Genomic DNA, 17,286 nt, shown 5'->3' on the forward strand with positions numbered 1-17,286 from the left:
AAAATGCCGCAAAACGAACGCAAGCCAGCCAAACTGAGCGTCAGAATAGATCGATTGCCGCCTCGGGACGTGCATCGGCTTATTTTGTGAAGACAAATCTTGTGCAAAGACTAACAACAACTTCACAACCGAGTTTTAAGAGGTGCCCTAGAGTTTTTCTACGTATGAAGTGTTCTAATGGAAATACCTTGTTCTGTCTTAACGGCTGGGAGGGTCCGTGGAAACAAGGTCGATCCAGTCATGATGACCACATTCATTGGCGAATTACGCGATTGTATATCTCGTCGATTACGAATCACTGCCCGCGAATAATCGTTCTAGCGAATCTTCTCGTAATGTTACATTTGGCTAGTATCTATATTGCAGTGGGGCAAAGCCTGGCACAATCTAGCCCGTCTTCACCGCAAAGAGCAAATTTTCAGTGGCAACCAATCGTACATTTCGAGAACGAGATATATCCCGCGTTCGTACTTGCGACAGCAACGGCTCCCTATAAGGGGCGCTTGTCGGAATTCTATCGAGGTGATCCTCGTGGATCAATCGGCGTTGTGATTAAAAACCAAGAGACCGGAACGAATATCCGTGTGAGAATTGAAATTGATTCGATTGCGAAGCCAACCGAGGAAGAGTTTTCGCTGGACTCGTTCGGGGATTATAGGATTTACCCAAAGATTCGCTACTCCTATGATACCTTAACACGTTTGGTTCAGCCTAGAACGGTGGATACATTGATCTCCATCGAGGCAAACGGTATTTCGGCCGGGTCTAAATCTTTGCCACTTCGCGTGAGATCCGTAAATGACGTTCCTCTCCGACTCCAAACAAAAGATGGTAGAGTACAAGATCTTTCCTGGATGCTTGCGGCGTTTGTAAATGAAAATCATCCCTGGATTGATAAGCTACTACAAGAAGCATTGCGTACAAGACTAACAAGTCAATTTTCCGGTTACCAGGGAACTCCTCAACAAGTTGTTAAGGAGATCAATGCAATTTGGACGCTTTTGGGACAAAGAGGAATGCGATATTCAAACATCGCAACGCCTTCAGGGACATCCCGTACGGTAATTAGTCAGCATGTCCGTTTTCTAACCGAATCCATATCGTTCACTCAGGCAAACTGCCTTGATGGCACTGTGTTGCTCGCCTCTATATTTAGAAAGATCGGTCTTGATCCGGTGATTGTCCTAGTTCCTGGGCACGCTCTTTTGAAAGTGTACCTTGACAATAGTCATCAGAATTTCGTTTACATCGAGACCACTTTAATGGGTCGAGCGATGCTTAGCGACGCCATGCGAATTGGAGCCTCAAAATTCAGTGAATTATATCGACCAAACGTGGGAAAGCCGGGAACGTTCGCTTTAAGTATCGCGAAGGCGCGAGAAATGGGAATAGTACCCATTAACCGTTAATTGAACAACGTCAAAGGATCTCAAATCCCTCATCGGATCGTCGACCAGTGGAGACCACTTTAATCTAGTCGAAAATCGTTCATTGATACAGCGATTTGATAAACCCGCTATCCTCCAGCGGTTTGATCAAACTGTTGTCGATGAATGAATTGGGATCGGCGGTTTTCGCTTTGGGAAAATCTTTGACCATGAATTCGAGCACGGTCTTGGTGCCGACTAGCGAACGGTAGGGGGGCGGCTTCCATGTATTGGGTCGCGTAGAGATTGTAGGAGCGCTCTAAATAATTCTCTTTGCCCTTTTCGATACGCATCTTCTTCATCAAGATTCTCATCGTCTCTTCTTTGTTGCGTTTCAAATAGGCGACGCCTTCGACGAAGCCTTTCATGAAGCGCACGGCGATGTCGCGATGGCTTTTTAAGTATCCGCGCGAGGCGACCAAGACGTTTTGCAGATACTGAATGTCGAGCGTCACAGGATCGCCGAGGGTTTTGTAACCCGTGTCTTCCGCCATGAAAAAAGTCGGATCTTGCAACACCGCTGCGTCGATGCCGCCTTTTTGTAAACTGATCAGCATGACCGGCGAGGCGCCGACTTGGAGGACTTGGACGTCCTCCGGCGCCATGCCCCATTTGCGCAGCATGAGCAGCAGCGCCAGATGACCGGACGAACCTAACGTTGTGATACCGATGCGTTTGCCCTTGAGCGCCGCCGGGGTCGCGATGTCGGGTCGAACCATCAACCGTTGAATGCCCTTGTTGTTGCCGGCTGCAACCATAACGATATCCGAGCCGCTGAAGACCGCGCTGACCACGGCGCCGCCGCCGGTGGAACCGAACTGCAAATCGCCGGCGATCACCGCGCTCACCGAGCGGGTTGCGCCGCCGCCGACCACGATGGCTTCGGTTTCAATGTCGACTTTCTTGAAAAATCCTTTCTCCTCGGCGATCCACACCGGCGCGTTGGACAAGCTGATGGCGGAAAAGCCGACGCGGAGTTTATCGACAGCATTTGCCGGAGGTGAGAACAATGCGGCGAGGAACACGAGCGTTAGCCAGTGTATGTAAGACAGTTTACGGCGGTGCATTGTCATGTTCTCCATCTTGTTTGGTTCGTCCTCGAAGAAGATTATTCACCACAGAGCACACAGAGTTCACAGAGATTAAGAAATAATTTTCTCTGTGTTCTCTGTGCCCTCTGTGGTGAGATCATCTTTGCTCTTTGCAATTACGGCCGCGCCGGCCATTGGGAAAGCAGCCGGCCGTAATTTTTCACCGATTCGTTGACGCCCAGTTGCGACAGCATGTTCCAAATCATCGCCGGATTGCTGGCGATCACCGGGACGTTCAGTTCTTGTTCCAAGCGATCGATGATCGGCAGCGGGTCCATGGTGGCGCCTTGAAAGTAAACCGCGTCGGCCTCGGGATAGTTTTGATAGGTCGCTAACACGAGCGCGAAGAGTTGCTCCGGCGTGAGGTCGACGCCCGAACCGGCTTTGCGCCCTTCGAATGCCGGGCCAAGGTAAACGGTGAAACCGAGAGTGCTCAAATGCTCGTCGATGACGGCGTCGGACTTGGCATCGAAGGGCGTCATGAGCAGCAACGATTGCGCCGATAGAGTTCTCAACGCAGCGATGACCGACGACACCGCGGTGACCACCGGCAGACCGATCGCCGCGTTCACTTGGGCTTCGATGCCGGGATTGAACAAGCCTATGAATCCGCCAGTGAGTATCAATCCGTCGACTTTATTGCGCCGGGTGAAATCGCTGGCTTTGGCGATGACTTGATCCGCCTTGCCTGCCAAATCCTGATAGCTATCCCCAAGCAAGCCGAGACCTTCATGAATCATCGTAACGCCGGATGGGAGCAGCTTGTCGACATGTTTGAAGTGCGGCTTGTTCGGCGTCGCCGGGGAGAGCAAGCCGAGGTGAATGTTATGGTTGGTCGCCATGATGTTCTCCATTTGGAATACGTTGCCTATAACATGAATTCACGTATGGGGTGAAGGGTAAGTGGTAAGGCGTAAGGCGCCCGGCGTCCGGATAGAAACCCCTTACCCCTCACCCTTTACCTGTTCGTCTTCGCTCTCGATTGACCCGAGGAAACCAATCTCGCATAGTGAAGCCTGACAATCTGTGCCAGCGGAGGTTACCGTGCAGTTTCGTATCGCAGCGGTCGATTTGGTTAGCAACACTTGTTTCCCAGCACTAGCGGCGGATGAGTTGGGATATTTCAAAGCCGAGGGCTTGGACGCGCGCATTGACCTCGTCGCCATGCTCGGCGCCACCAAGGCGCTGCGCGATGGCGGTGCCGATGCCATGATCGCCGGTTCGGTATTCGATCTGCTCACGGAATTTCCCAACTGGAAAGGCGCGAAGGTCGCCGTCGCGTTGTCCCACGGCACGCCTTGGCTGTTGGTTGTCCGATCTAACTTGAATGCCAAGCGCGGCGATTTGTCCGCGCTCAAAGGATTGCGCATCACCGCGGCGGAAGGGCCGGACTTGGCGTTAAGAGAACTGTTGAAATGCGCCGGCATCGAACCCGGTCGCGATGTCGATATCGTCGAATTGCCTGGAGCCAAGTCGCGCGACGTTTCTTTCGGCGTGTTCGCCGCGCGGGCATTGCAGGCCGGTCAAATAGACGGCTTCTGGGCCAACGCCATGGGCGGCGAGACCGCGACCAGCAGCGGCGCGGGAAAAATTCTCGTCGACGTGCGCCGCGGCGACGATCCGGCGGAGATCCGCTTCTGCACGTTCGCCGGCATGGCGACCACTGATGATTTCATCGCCCGCGAACCCGAAATGATCGCCGCGGCGGTACGCGCTATCGTCAAAGCGCAATCGGCATTGCGCGCCGACCCGTCGCTGGCCCGTGAAGTGGGCCGACGCAAATTCCCCAAGGACGCCGCCGAACTGATCGCCAACGTCGTCGCCCGCGACGCCGCGTTTTACGATCCGGCGATCAGCGAAGAAATGGTTTTGAAGATGAATCGTTTCGCGCAAACTGTCGGTCAGCTCTCCGGCCCGGTGGCGTACGAAGATGTCGTGGCGGTGCGTTACCAAGATTTGTGGCTTTCGTAGCGAAGAGGGCGTATGCCATACGCCCCTACGCCCGAACTTGCTCAACTACAGCTTGAGGCTTCGGTGGCGTGACCCATCCGTAAAGCACGCTGGCGAGTAGCAGCAGCGCCGCCGATGACCAGATAAGAATCTCGTAGCTTTTCGTTTGATCGTAGATCGCGCCGGCGGCGACGGGGCCGATGACGCTGCCCCAGGTCGACACGAAACTCATGGAGCCGCGAATCTTGGCAAAATTTTTCCGGCCGAAGTATTCCTCGACGGTGGACCAGTTGACCGGGAAGGTTGACTCGACAACGCTGAACAGAGCGGTAAAAATGAGGATCGTCCATTCGGCGTGAATGTTCACCAACAATAACATCGACGACGCGGCAACCAGCATGCAGATCGCCATCAGACGCGGTTTGTTGACTCGATCGCCGAGCCAGCCGAAGAGCAAATGCGACGGCAAGGACATGAACGCTTGCGCCGCGAGAAATACCGCGGCACGCTGGGGCGTCATGCCTTTCCAGACCATCAGCGCGACGTAATGAACGTTGATCGCGCTGAGCACGATCACGCGGATCGCCGTGCCGCCGGTGATAAACCAAAAAGCCGAGGTCTTGATCGCTTCCTGCCAGGTGAAATCGAGCGCTTCGATTGGCCGTGGATTGCTGGTTTGGTTAATTCCGTCGTCGATGGGCTGACCATCGCCATCCGGTTCCAGCCCCATGCTTTCCGGCGAGCGGCGCACCAAGAACGCCAGCGGCAAGCCGATGACGATGAATGCCATGCCGCAACCGAACGCCGCTTGGCGCCAACCGTAAGTGTGCACGGCGCTCGACAGCAACGGCGTGAAAAGAAATCCGCCGATGCCAATCGACCCGCTGATCAGCGCCATCGCCATGGTGCGTTGCCGGATAAACCAAGTGTTGGCGATCAACATCGGCGCGTCCATGAAGCCGGCATGAAACGCTAGCGACACCACGCCCATGTAGACGATCACCAGCATGGCGTAGCTATGCACGCCGGCGAGCAGCATATGGCCGACGCCGGCGCAGAGAATCGCCATGATCATCAGCGGGCGCGGCCCGTGGCGGTCCATGAAATGTCCGGCGATGGGCCCTTCGAACGCGCCCTGAGCGCGCGCCAGGGAGAAAACCAATGACGTCGCCGCTCGATTGAGATCGAGATCCTGGCTCAAGGGCAAAAAGAAAACTGAGAAGCCATAGAAATAAAGCCCGCCGCCCAAGATCCGCAGCACCGAGCCGACCGCGATCATGCGCCAACCGAAATAGAGTCCGGCGATCCGATAGTAGAGTGAACGAAGTAAAGACATCACATTCTATTCGTGAGTGAATCTCCGGTGTAGGGACGAGCGGCGCTCGTCCGTCCGAAGAAGGGTTTTCACCACAGAGCACACAGAGATCACAGAGAAAAATTATTTCTTAACCTCTGTGTACTCTGTGCTCTCTGCGGTGAATCATCCCTTGCCGATGACTTCGCCAAGCCGAATTCGCGCAGCACGCTCTCCAGCGTCTCGAAATCGGCCAAAGTTCGTAGAGCCGCGAAGGTCGGAAAGATCATCGGCAGTTCGTTGCGACTAAAAAGCTGCATCGCTTTGTCCGGTGTGAGCCAAATGCTGTGGGCGACTTCGTCGGAGGTCGCTAGCGGCGTTTGGCCTTCGGGAAGTTTGGCGAGAAAAACGCGCGTGTCGAAACGCATGGCGAATTGTGCAGGGGTCTGCCAGTAGGAGAAATGCGCCAGGGCGGCGAGATCGCAGCGCAGTTTTTCGCTTTTCAGCAATTCGAGAAAGCTCAATGTCTGGTTCGATAACGCCGCGTGTTTTTCCGTTAGGCGCGCGGCGCGCTCGCCATGCATAGCTAATTCCGTTCCGTTTTCTTCCACGGCCAACAGCACGCCGACTTCTTCGAATACTTCGCGCACGCTGGCGACCCACAGACTCATCGCTTCGGCATTGGTAAAACTTGCGCCGATGATTTTGCGCGCCTGCTTGACGCTCAATCCGGCGCAGCGTTCGAGCATTGCTTTGCTGCCATCATCTTTGCCCACCGTGCCGCCGGGATAACAGTACATGCCGCCGAGAAACGGCATGTCGTCGGGCCGGCGGGTGAGGAAGACTTCGAAGCCCTTGGGCGCGGCGGACCGCAACAAGATCACCGTCGCCGCCTGTCGCAGCTTTTTCATTTCGCTCATGTGATGACCAAACTTATAGGGGCGGTGAATTGATTGCCGCAAGGTGGGCCAGGACAAAAATAGGTTTCGAAGCGTGTCTGCGCTGCTTTCAAAACTATCACGCTCGACGACACGGTGCCGGTGCTTTCGCGATGGACGCAGATGGCGTCGCCGGGATTGTCCGAGCCGTCGCCGAGAGAATGGTCGCTGAGAATTTTTTGCAATGACAACAATAATTCCTGGGTTTGAGCAATTTTGCCATTGACTGGATTCATCACGCTTGCGAAGCCCTGATGGGCGCGCTCGGCTTTGGCTGAACTAAGATCGACTTCCGCGGCACTGCTAAAAACATGCAAGCCCGCTTCTAATCCTTGCGTGATGATCGCCGCGTCGTCGTTGTAGGCGACATAGGCGTTTAACTTGTCGGCAAAAACGATCGTGAAAGGATTGTAGCGATGGTTGTCGGTGGCGATACGTTTAAGCGCCGCTGACGCGGAGTTTAACTGCAACAGTTCCATGCACAACGCACCGCGCGAGCGGGCGATGGTTGCCGGCAAGGCGTCGCCATTAATGCGCCGATTGAGAATACCTACCAACAGGCCATGTTCGTTGACGCCGAGCCAAGTGCCGCCGGCGCGCAGATCCTTGCCGGCGACAACCTTCGGTTCGCCAGCGAGCAACGCCGGCGCGGCGGAGGGCCGGTCGAAATGTTCGTCGCGATTGGCGGCCACTACCAGTGGGTATTGAGCGAATTGGTGAAAATAGAGCGCCAGCGTGCACACCCATCATTGATTACAGAATGCACGCCGCTTTGGCAATCGGCGCTGGCAGCGCATTATTTGTTGTTGGGAATCGATTATGTTAGCCTCGCTCGAATTGGAAAGGGCAACTATGTTTCAATCAGTCGATGAAGTGATTGCCGGCCTGGGCGGACAAAAATATCTGTGCAACAAAAATGTCGCTACGGTAGTTTATTTGGGAACCGCTTTGCAAAAGCCGCTGTTGGTCGAAGGTCCGGCGGGCGTCGGCAAAACCGAACTGGGAAAAGTCCTCGCCGATTGCCTCGGCCTGGAGCTGATTCGCCTGCAATGCTACGAAGGTCTCGATGAAGCCAAGGCGCTTTACGAATGGGAATACGCCAAGCAGCTCCTTTATACTCAGATTCTCAAAGACAAGATCGGCGAGATCGTCCAAGGCGCCAAGACGCTCCAAGAAGCGGTCGATCACGTGGCCAATCAAGACGGGGTTTTTTTCTCCGACCGTTTTCTCCTACCGCGGCCGCTCTTGCGCGCGTTGCTGTCGGAAAAACGGGTGGTGCTGTTGATCGACGAGATCGATAAATCGGACGCCGAGTTCGAGGCCTTTCTTCTCGAAGTGCTGAGCGATTTTCAAATCACCGTGCCGGAGATCGGCACGCTCAAGGCGAAGCATATTCCCATCGTCGTGCTCACCAGCAACAACAGCCGGGAAATGTCCGACGCGCTCAAACGGCGCTGTTTGCATCTTTACTTGGATTTTCCCGATGCCGAGCGGGAAAAGGCAATCATCACACTCAAAGTCCCCGGTGTCGGCGACAAGCTGGCCGACGAAGTGGTGCGTTTGCTGCATCGCTTGCGCAAGCTCGATCTCAAGAAGACCCCGAGTATCAGCGAGACCCTCGACTGGGTGCGCGCGTTGACCTTGCTCAACATCAAAGAGTTAGACAACGAGTTGGTCGAACAGACCTTTTCGACCTTGATGAAATACGAAGCCGATATCCGCAAAGCTCATCAAGAGCTTAAAGCTTATCTCGCCGAAAAGCAGGCGCGCCAGCCGGCCGACAGCGAAAAGGATCACCTGCACTAGGCTGCCATGCAATCCCGTGTCATCGAGTTTGCCAACGTGCTGCGCCGAAACGGCATCCGCGTGTCGTTGGCCGAGAATATGGACGCCTTTCGCGCCCTCGATTTGATCGGTATCGGCGATCCGCTGATGTTTCGTAACGCCCTGCGAGCGACCTTGGTCAAGCGTAGCGCCGACGTAAAACCCTTCGACGAGCTGTTCGACTATTTTTTTCTCGGCATCGGCCAAGCGCTCGACGCCCTCGACCGCAAGATCATGGAAGATCTCGGTCTCTCGCCCGAACAGTTTCAGGAAATGCTCGAGCAGATTCAGAAACTGCTCAAAGAGATGGAAGGGGACTTGTCCGCGCTCACCAAAGCGCTGTTGCAGAACAACCGCGGCGAGCTGGAAAAACTCCTGCGCGAAGCGATGGAGCAGGAGAGCCAAGGCGGCACGCCGGATAGTCTGCGCCACACACCCTACACTCGCATGATCATGCGGCTCGGGCTCGACCGGGTGCAGAGCGAGATCGAGCGCTTTAAGGGCATGCTGCAGATGCTCGGCGAGAATGGCGAAGATTTACAGAACGTCATGCGTTATCTCGACGAGCGCATGCGCGACTTGAACCGGTTGTTGCGCGAAATCATTCAGCAAGAGCAGCGCAAGCAAGGCATGGAGCCGCGCGATTCAAGCCAGCGCGGCAACTTGGCCGATAAGAGTTTTTCGTTTTACACCGAAGACGATATCCGGCGCATGAACGATGCCGTCGCGCGCCTGGCCCAGCGTTTGAAAAATCGTCTTTCGGTGCGGCGCAAGAAAGCCGTGCGCGGCCGCTTCAACGTCAAAGCGACGCTGCGGAAAAATATGCAGTACGGCGGCGTGCCCTTCAATATCCAGCTCGACCGGCGCAAGAAGACCAAACCGCAAGTCATGGTGCTGTGCGATATTTCCGATTCGGTGTTGAACGCGTCGCGCTTCATGTTGCAGTTCGTTTATTCGGTCCAGGATCTCTACGCCAAGGTGCGCAGCTTCGTGTTCGTCGCCGAGATCGGCGAAGTCACCCGGCTGTTCGAAGAACATGACATCTCGACGGCGGTGGAAACCGCGCTGAAGGGCGACGTCATCGATGTTTTTTCCCATTCCAACTTTGGCCGTGCCTTCGAGCAGTTCCACCGTAATTTTTTCAACGCCGTCACCAGCAAGACCACCGTGCTGATCATCGGCGACGGACGCAACAATTATAACCGGCCCAACGACTGGGTGCTGCGCGAGATCAAAGCCAAAGCCAAGCAGCTGATTTGGCTCAACCCCGAAAGCCGCATGACCTGGGGCATCGGCGACAGCGAGATGCCGCGCTACGCGCCCCATTGCCACGTTGCCGAAGAATGCCGTAGCATCAACCAACTTTACAAGATCGTCGATTTGATCGCGCCCTAAGCCGATGCCGAAAAAACTTTTCATCCAAACCTACGGCTGTCAGATGAACCAGTACGATTCGGAAAAAATCGCCCAGGTCATGGGCAAATGCGGCTATGTGCGGACCGACCGCATCGACGCGGCGGATTTGATCCTGCTCAACACATGCAGCGTGCGCGACAAGGCCGAACAAAAAGTTTACAGCGCGCTCGGCAGTTGGAAGGAATTTAAAAATTACCGCGACGGCGTGATCATCGGCGTCGGCGGCTGCGTCGCTCAGCAAGAAGGGGAGAAGCTGCTCAAGCGCGTGCCCCATCTCGATTTGGTTTTCGGTACCCATAACATTCACAAGCTGCCGGAATTGATCGAGCAGGTGGAAGCTTCGCGGACCCGGCCGGTAGAGACGACTTTCTACCGTGACCCGGCTTACATGGAACTCGACGACGGCCGGACCCAGGTTCACGGCGCCAAGGCGTTTGTGACGATCATGCAGGGCTGCAACAAGGTGTGCAGCTTTTGCATCGTGCCCCACGTGCGCGGCCGCGAAGTGAGCCGGTCGAGCGCCAAGATAATTGCCGAAGTCGAAGACTTGGTGGCCCAAGGCGTCAAAGAGGTCATGCTGCTCGGCCAGAACGTCAACTCCTACGGCAAACTCAGCGCCGGCGAATTGAGCTTCGGCGAACTGCTCCAGCATGTCGATGCCATCGACGGCATCGAGCGCATTCGCTTTACCACTTCCCATCCGCAAGATTTATCGCCGGCGTTGGTCGAAGCGTTCGCGACTTGTGCGCATCTTTGCGAACATCTGCATCTGCCGGTGCAGTCCGGGTCGGATACGGTTCTGGCGCGCATGCGGCGCGGCTATACGCGGCAAGAATATTTAGAACGCATCGCGCGCTTGCGCGAGCGCCGGCTGGACGTGGCGCTCAGCAGCGACATCATCGTCGGCTTTCCCGGTGAAACCGACGACGAGTTCGAAGCGACTATAGAATTACTGGAGCTTGTGGAATATGATGAGATCTACGCATTCGTGTATTCGCCCAGACCGCAGACGGTGTCGGCTAAAATCTATGACGACGATGTTCCAGAGGAAGTGAAAAAGGCGCGTTTGAAGCGCGTGCAAGATTTGCAACGGGAAATCTGCTTGACAAAAAATCGCGGCCGCATCGGCGACCTGGATGAAATATTGATCGATGGACCGGCGAAAATGAAAAATGGCCAAATGATGGGACGCACCCGCACCAATCGCATCGTCAACGTCAGCGCGCCTGAAAGTTTTGCCGGCCGCATCGTTAAGGTTAGAATCACCAGCGCCACGGCGAACTCGTTGGTCGGCGAACTATTGCCTCCGCAAGGGCCAAGTTCAACTGTGCTATTGGAAGGAAACATGGCATGAGCAAAAGGGAAGATACGATTCAAATGTCGGTGGGCGGTTTGACCTTGGACCCTGTGACCAAGACGCCCATCGTGATTCTCAAGGATACCGAAAACAAGCTCAACTTGCCGATCTGGATCGGTCTATTGGAAGCTACCGCCATGGCCACTGAAATCGAAGGCATCAAGATGGCGCGGCCCATGACCCACGATCTGCTCAAGACCATTCTTAGCGAAGTCGGCGGTTCGGTGGAATCGGTGGAGATCACCGAACTAAAAGAAAATACTTATTATGCCGCGGTGAATATTAGCCTGTCGGGGCGCCAAGTGATGATCGATTCGCGCCCCAGCGACGCAATCGCGCTGGCGCTGCGCACCAAGAGTCCGATCTACGTCGCCAAGTCGGTACTCGAAGCCTCCAGCGTGTTGCAACAAAGCGACGACGGCAAGGAAGCGCCGATGGAAAACATCTCCAACGTGTCCCCGGAAAAATGGGCCGAGATTCTCGAAAAAATGGGTCCTAGCGATTTTAAATATAAGCAATAAATCTGTCAGTGAGCCGAAAATTAAACCATGGCAACAAGTAAAGTTACGAGAAAAGAAATACGCCAACCGGATTGGTTCCAAGTCAACTCAGATCGAGCCATCGATTTCGTTCAAAACCACGTACCTCAGGTGGTTTCAGCCGCAGCCGTCGTACTGTTAGTGCTCATCGGAGTTTGGGCTTGGCAGTCATTTAAGGAAAGGCAGAACATCGCCGCGGGCCAAGAGTTCTCCAAGGCCGTGGAGCTATTTCAAACGCAGAAATATTCGGAGGCGATCGCTGGCTTCGAAAAGGTTCAGGGCTATCGTTGGTCGCGTTACGCCGGCTTGTCGCATCTTTACCAGACCAACATTTATCTGGCGACCAGCGACTTAGACAAAGCGCTCAACTCAGGCCAGCGCGCGGTCATTGCGACTTCGCCGAGCAGTTTATATCGGCAGTTGGCGCTGGTGGCATTGGCATCGGCGGAAGAACGCAAGAATCAATGCAAACTCGCGATCGATCATTTCATCGAAGCGCAAAAGATCGTTGGCCCGTTGCAAAACGACGCGACGCTGGGGAAAGCCCGCTGCGCCGAACAGCTCGGCGATCGACCGACGGTGATTGCTGCATATAAAGAGTTTCTTAAGGACAATCCCGGGTCGTCGTTGGGATTGAAACTTGCTGAACTGGAAGCGTCAACGGCGGTCGCGCCGGCCAAGGTTAAATAATCGGTTTATAGTTAACGTCTGATAAGAAATATTATGTCAACTTAGAGAAAAACCTCTTGCCCGTGTCCGTGAAGCACGCTTCACTTGCCGCTCTACCGTTGACACCCACCCCGCTTAATTAGAAATAGCGCCACAGCCACCATTTTTCGAAACCGACCTTAGCCCAATATATCAACTTCGATGGACCGAGAGTGCGCGGGTCGGTAACGCCGAACGGCGGCCAGCCGGTTGGATATGTCGTTCGATTTGCCGCGGCGCGTCCAGCGCCGCATGCCAGTAGTCATATGGTATGGAGCCAGAGATCTACCGGTCGGCCTTTGCCGGTGATCTCCACGGCTACATTGTGCGCCAGCACATCGGCTTCTTGGTGCGCCACACCGCCGGCTTTGGAGGCCGGCATATCGGCGCAATCGCCGATGGCGTAGACATTATCCCACTTGGTTTGCAGCGTATCGTAATCGACGCGAATACCGGTCTCGGTATCAGCCAGCCCGCTGTCCAATAACACCTGCGCCGGCCGGTGCGGCGGGATCATCACCAAAAGATCGTAGGGAATGTTGTAATTATATAGTCCCTGGACGACCTTTTTCTCTGGATCGATGGCGCGCACGACGAATTCATAGTTCTGCTTGATGCCGCGCCGCTTGCTCTCGGCGTCCATCCAGACCACCGGATCGTGGGCTTCACCGGTGGGCTCGGCTTCGCGGGTGAAGTATTCCAACTGGACGCGATCGCGAATGCCCTTCTGGCGAAAATAGCCGTCGAGCATCCATTGCGCTTCGTAGGGCGCCGGTGGGCAGCGGTACGGGCCGAGCGGCACGCCGACGACTACCCTACCGCCATGAAAATTCGCCAGGCTGTCGCGCAGGCGCAAGGCGGACTCCATCTCCCAGGGGTGCTGTGATGCTTCAGCAAAGCCGGAAATCAAATCGGGCCGAGTCTGCAAACCCAGCGACACGATCAAATAGTCGTAGTTGAGCTTTTCTTTTTCTAAGGAGACCTCTTGGCGGGCCGGATCGATGTTGAGAATTTCCGATTGAATGATTTTGACGTTGCGCTTCTCGAGAATTTTCAAGCTGCGGCTGATGTCGCGCGGTTGGCGTTCGCCGAGCATGATAAAGAGAAACGCCGGCATGAAAATATGATCGGGCCGGCGGTCGACCAAGATCACGTCGTGGTCGGTGCCGAGCTTGCGGCCTAATTGCGTTGCGGCGACGACGCCGCCGCAGCCGCCGCCGAGCACGACAATTTTCTTCCGTCGGTTTAGCAGTTGCATCTTATCGTTAAGCCAATTTGTTTTTGTCGCCGAAGCGCTGCTTCGAGCGTTGCGCCAAGCCTTGGAGATTTCTCAATCGTTGCTCGCGCCAAAGCGCTTGCTCTTTTTTGCCGTCGGCAGTGAGCTCTTTGCCAAAGCCCGAGGTCGAATGCAAAAGCCAGATCACTAGTTTGTCTGAAAGATCTTTAAGCCATTCCATAAAGTTATTGGGCACCGCGCGAATCGTTTACAAATCCGCCGAGCGTCCTTACCTTTTCTTCAACTATCTGAGGAAAGTATCGATCTGACGTAGCTTTTCGCTGGCGTCGAGCAATCCCTGCGGCGTCGGACCGGCTTCGCCGATCAGTCCCACTTGGCGCAAGAATTGGCCGATCTGCTCATGGTCGCGCGGACTCACCGGCGTGTAGGGCCGGCAGGGATTGCCGAGATCGACGCCGAAATGTTTCATCGCCGACTTCATCACCGGCGGCAAACCGTAGGCGCCCCATTTCCCTGGAAACAGTGCGTAACAACGCGCCCAAAAGCGCGCCGTGTCCAAGTCGCCGGCGCGAAATGCTTTGACGATCTGCGCGCCGATGCGCGTGCCTGGCGGCGGCATGGTCGCGCCGGAGCCGCCGAGCATCAATGTCACCAGCAACGGCTGCATCGTCGTGAAATAGTGACCGCGGCCGGCGAGTTCGATTTGCTCGATCAAGCGAGAAATTTTCGTGATATCGCGCGAACTCTCTTTGAAGTAACGAATGTTATCGATCTCGCTGATCTTAACAAAAGCGTCCTGGGGCGGATCGGCGCCCGGACCGGGATTGTGATAACAAGTGACCGGCAGCGGACTCGCCGAGGCTACTTGAGTGTAAAATTCCATCAGCTCAGCAATCGTCGGCTGCCCGCCCCAGGGTCTGAGCGGCATCAGCACTTGAATGAAGTCGCCGCCGACTTTGGCCGAGTATTCGGCCAGATCGATCACTTCGCGCGGCGCCGGGCTAGAGCAACCGAGAATCACCGGCACGCGCTTGGCGATCATCTCGGTGGCGACTTTCAGCACTTCCTTGCGTTCCTCGCGCGACAGCATGGTATATTCCGCCGCCTCGACTGCCGCCACCGTGATGGCGTCGCAGTCCGGGACGAGAAATTCGATTTCCTTTTCGAGCGCCTTGTAATCGACCCGGTCGTTCGCGTCGAAAGGCGTCAGGCAAGCGCCGATAATTCCGCTGATTGGTTTGGGTGTCGTCATAATTTTATATCAGGCTCTTCAGGCAAATGCGTCGACTGTTTATATCGTTCCGAATTTTCTGTTCACCACGAAGAGCACGAAGGGTTAATGCAAGGGCGGGTTTGAAACCCGCCCCTGCCAATCCGGATTTTTTTGCGCTCTTTGCGCCCTTTGCGGTTAAATCATCCGATTCCGAAAAATCCTAAATCAATACTTCCGCGACGATGCGCGCGTGGCCGGCGTCGCTGCCTTTGATGCGCAGCGGCAACGCCAGGATGCGCGTGCGTTTGCCGATGATGCTGCCAATGTTAGTGACATTCTCGGCGATCAACACGTTATTGCCGAGCAGCGTGCGATGCACGGGAAATTCGAAGCCCTTGGGCCGCAGCGGCGTGGGCAGATCGACGGTGATGCAATCGATACCGAACATCTTGATGCCCTTCTTGACCATCCATTCAGCTGCGTCAACCGAAAGATAAGGATGAAGATTGTAATCCGGGCTGTCGAACTTTTCGTCCCAGCCGGTATGGAGCATGAGAATGTCGCCGCGATTGACCGTCACGCCCGATGCTTCCAAATCTTTTGCGGTCACTTCTTCGCCGCCGTTCTTCTTTACGCTGATCACGGCGCCAGGGCCGACGAAAGCGTCGACGGGTAGTTCGTCAATAGATTTGCCATTGGCCACAATATGAATCGGCGCGTCCACATGGGTGCCGGCATGACAAGGAAAGGAGACTTCGGTGACGTTCAGCGGATGGCCCTTTTCCAAGCTCAGAAACCTCGCCACATGCACTTCCGGCAAGATCGGAATCTTCGGCATGCCGTCGTAGATCACTCGGGTCAAATCGATCATTTCCATCGCCGTCTCTCCTTGTTAGTTTCGCACTTCATGCTGTTGCGTGGATAAGTGCTACGTTCATTCTGTTTTGTTCACCACGAAGCACACGAAGAGCACGAAGTTCGGAGTTACAATTATCCGAACCCTTCGTGTCCTTCGTGCTCTTCGTGGTGAAAATCACCTTCACAGTAAACCTCGAAAGACCTACGTTCCGCCGCGCCAGCGCGCGTAGAGCGGATCTTTGTCGACATAAGCGCGCTTGATGCCGTCAAAGGCGAGCCAGAATTGGTCCAAGGTTTTTTGCACGGAAGCGCGAATCGCAATCTGCTGCGGTTCGCTCACGGCGTAGCGCTCGACCGCCAGCGGTCCGACTTTCATATGCTCTTCGTCGACGCCCATGTGCAAAGTCCAGTAGCGAATATCTTCCGACTCGAGGGTGAAACCATAATGGTGAGTTAAACCGTGGACGATACGTGTCATTCGCTCTGTTGCCGTGCCTTCGAGACAGAAACCTTGGCAGGCATAGAGCTCCAACCAGGTTCGTTGATACATCAAAAGCTCGCGCCAGTCGAGAAAGGCCTGAGTCTCCGGCGTCGGCTCGACGGCATCGAGTTCTTCTTTGCTGTAGCCGCAAGCTTTGGCGAAGCTAATGAAGAGTTGTTTATGGCTGTCGGTGCCGGTGATCTCCCCTGTCCCCTCTTCGACGACGTTTTCGATCCACATCTTTTCCAGCTCGGGATCGTCGGGACAGCGCGCCAGCATGGCCGCGATCGGTTTGGGGAAAGGCTTCGGGAAAAATAAATAGAACTGACCGATGAAACCTTTGAGCGCATCCAGATCCAGCTTGCCCTCTTCAATCATGCCGATGATCGAATGATTTTTCGAGTGCTTGGCCCGTACCATCTGCTGGATCTCTTTGACAAATTCCGTGCTCGATATAACGGCCATAGCAATAAGATCTCCTCGCCGATTCAGTATAAATGCCCCCGACGCGATTCGAACGCGTGGCCTCAGGATTAGGAATCCGTCCGGGGGCATTTGTTCAAATCTTATGAACTCTTACCACATGGAAAAATCAGAGAAAAGCGATTACGAAGATTATATGAAATCGGCTCAAATCCGCTTAGCTTGGACACTTCGTGGACACTTTTTGGACACTTTGAAACGCTCATCGAATGCCCGGAACGGTTCCGGTTCATGAATCAACGAACGTTTGCAGCAAAACTGCGCTGGCCCGCGGCGATCGTGTGGAATCCGTCGGCGGCCATTGTCGCGCGGATCGGATGCGTCGCGGTTGAGGGGGTGGCATTTAAATCTCGGCCGGAAGTGGTCCATAGCTATGGCCAGACCCCCACGAACAAAGTTTTTGAAATTTTTTTAAATCGTATTTTCTGCGTGCGGCCGGGGGTCGGAATCAACGCTGGAGATGGCCGTTA

The 17,286-nt window shown here is 55.0% G+C and carries 17 protein-coding genes; 7 read left to right on the plus strand and 10 right to left on the minus strand.

All coding sequences use genetic code 11. The features are described 5' to 3' along the window. Window positions 1-344: 344 nt before the first annotated feature. Window positions 345-1,409 (plus strand): hypothetical protein, encoded by a 1,065-nt coding sequence (locus tag EXR70_21015; protein ID MSP40978.1) that lies wholly within the window; start codon window positions 345-347, stop codon window positions 1,407-1,409. Window positions 1,410-1,516: 107 nt separating this feature from the next. Here the strand turns inward: EXR70_21015 and EXR70_21020 are convergent, their stop codons facing one another. Both EXR70_21020 and EXR70_21025 read right to left on the minus strand, forming a co-directional pair. Further along, window positions 1,517-2,509: an ABC transporter substrate-binding protein gene (locus EXR70_21020; GenBank protein ID MSP40979.1), complete on the minus strand. Its 993-nt coding sequence runs from the start codon at window positions 2,507-2,509 to the stop codon at window positions 1,517-1,519. 125 nt (window positions 2,510-2,634) lie between these two features. Continuing rightward, window positions 2,635-3,360 carry a hypothetical protein gene (locus EXR70_21025; protein MSP40980.1) on the minus strand — a complete coding sequence of 242 codons (726 nt, stop codon included), beginning with the start codon at window positions 3,358-3,360 and terminating at the stop codon, window positions 2,635-2,637. Window positions 3,361-3,544: 184 nt separating this feature from the next. On the opposite strand from EXR70_21025, the gene EXR70_21030 reads away from it, so the two are divergent. Then, window positions 3,545-4,489, plus strand: a complete 945-nt coding sequence (locus tag EXR70_21030) for an ABC transporter substrate-binding protein (protein ID MSP40981.1) — start codon at window positions 3,545-3,547, stop codon at window positions 4,487-4,489. A 25-nt stretch (window positions 4,490-4,514) separates the two neighbouring features. On the opposite strand, the gene EXR70_21035 is transcribed toward EXR70_21030, so the two are convergent. The 3 genes from EXR70_21035 to EXR70_21045 all read right to left on the minus strand — a co-directional run bounded on the left by EXR70_21035 (window position 4,515) and on the right by EXR70_21045 (window position 7,443). Continuing rightward, the gene (locus tag EXR70_21035) at window positions 4,515-5,804 is read right to left on the minus strand and encodes an MFS transporter (GenBank protein MSP40982.1); all 1,290 of its coding nucleotides are present in this window, start codon (window positions 5,802-5,804) and stop codon (window positions 4,515-4,517) included. An 89-nt stretch (window positions 5,805-5,893) separates the two neighbouring features. Continuing rightward, window positions 5,894-6,673, minus strand: coding sequence for a hypothetical protein (locus tag EXR70_21040; GenBank protein ID MSP40983.1), 780 nt, complete (start codon window positions 6,671-6,673; stop codon window positions 5,894-5,896). 5 nt (window positions 6,674-6,678) lie between these two features. After that, window positions 6,679-7,443, minus strand: coding sequence for a hypothetical protein (locus EXR70_21045; protein ID MSP40984.1), 765 nt, complete (start codon window positions 7,441-7,443; stop codon window positions 6,679-6,681). A 109-nt stretch (window positions 7,444-7,552) separates the two neighbouring features. Between EXR70_21045 and EXR70_21050 the strand changes: the two genes are divergently transcribed. From EXR70_21050 to EXR70_21070, 5 genes are read left to right on the plus strand one after another with little or no spacing between them, the layout of a single operon-like run. Next, the gene (locus EXR70_21050) at window positions 7,553-8,506 is read left to right on the plus strand and encodes a MoxR family ATPase (protein MSP40985.1); all 954 of its coding nucleotides are present in this window, start codon (window positions 7,553-7,555) and stop codon (window positions 8,504-8,506) included. Between the two features lie 6 nt (window positions 8,507-8,512). Then, window positions 8,513-9,919 carry a VWA domain-containing protein gene (locus EXR70_21055; GenBank protein MSP40986.1) on the plus strand — a complete coding sequence of 469 codons (1,407 nt, stop codon included), beginning with the start codon at window positions 8,513-8,515 and terminating at the stop codon, window positions 9,917-9,919. 4 nt (window positions 9,920-9,923) lie between these two features. Further along, entirely contained in the window at window positions 9,924-11,294 is a 1,371-nt protein-coding gene (miaB, locus tag EXR70_21060; GenBank protein MSP40987.1) for a tRNA (N6-isopentenyl adenosine(37)-C2)-methylthiotransferase MiaB, read from the plus strand. After that, window positions 11,291-11,818 (plus strand): bifunctional nuclease family protein, encoded by a 528-nt coding sequence (locus tag EXR70_21065; protein ID MSP40988.1) that lies wholly within the window; start codon window positions 11,291-11,293, stop codon window positions 11,816-11,818. Before miaB ends, EXR70_21065 begins: the two co-directional genes overlap by 4 nt. A gap of 27 nt (window positions 11,819-11,845) precedes the next feature. Continuing rightward, the gene (locus tag EXR70_21070; protein MSP40989.1) at window positions 11,846-12,526 is read left to right on the plus strand and encodes a tetratricopeptide repeat protein; all 681 of its coding nucleotides are present in this window, start codon (window positions 11,846-11,848) and stop codon (window positions 12,524-12,526) included. A gap of 280 nt (window positions 12,527-12,806) precedes the next feature. Here EXR70_21070 and EXR70_21075 read toward each other — a convergent pair whose 3' ends face one another. The 5 genes from EXR70_21075 to EXR70_21095 form a co-directional block, all read right to left on the minus strand. Next, window positions 12,807-13,802 carry an NAD(P)/FAD-dependent oxidoreductase gene (locus EXR70_21075; GenBank protein MSP40990.1) on the minus strand — a complete coding sequence of 332 codons (996 nt, stop codon included), beginning with the start codon at window positions 13,800-13,802 and terminating at the stop codon, window positions 12,807-12,809. Window positions 13,803-13,809: 7 nt separating this feature from the next. Continuing rightward, window positions 13,810-14,001 carry a hypothetical protein gene (locus EXR70_21080; GenBank protein MSP40991.1) on the minus strand — a complete coding sequence of 64 codons (192 nt, stop codon included), beginning with the start codon at window positions 13,999-14,001 and terminating at the stop codon, window positions 13,810-13,812. Between the two features lie 63 nt (window positions 14,002-14,064). Beyond that, the gene (locus tag EXR70_21085) at window positions 14,065-15,033 is read right to left on the minus strand and encodes a dihydrodipicolinate synthase family protein (GenBank protein ID MSP40992.1); all 969 of its coding nucleotides are present in this window, start codon (window positions 15,031-15,033) and stop codon (window positions 14,065-14,067) included. Between the two features lie 181 nt (window positions 15,034-15,214). Beyond that, on the minus strand, window positions 15,215-15,871 hold the full coding sequence (locus EXR70_21090; protein ID MSP40993.1) for a cyclase family protein: 657 nt from the start codon (window positions 15,869-15,871) through the stop codon (window positions 15,215-15,217). Between the two features lie 183 nt (window positions 15,872-16,054). Next, entirely contained in the window at window positions 16,055-16,888 is an 834-nt protein-coding gene (locus EXR70_21095; protein MSP40994.1) for a hypothetical protein, read from the minus strand. Window positions 16,889-17,286: the final 398 nt, after the last annotated feature.

This window comes from Deltaproteobacteria bacterium (assembly GCA_009692615.1).
GTDB lineage: Bacteria > Desulfobacterota > Binatia > UBA9968 > UBA9968 > DP-20.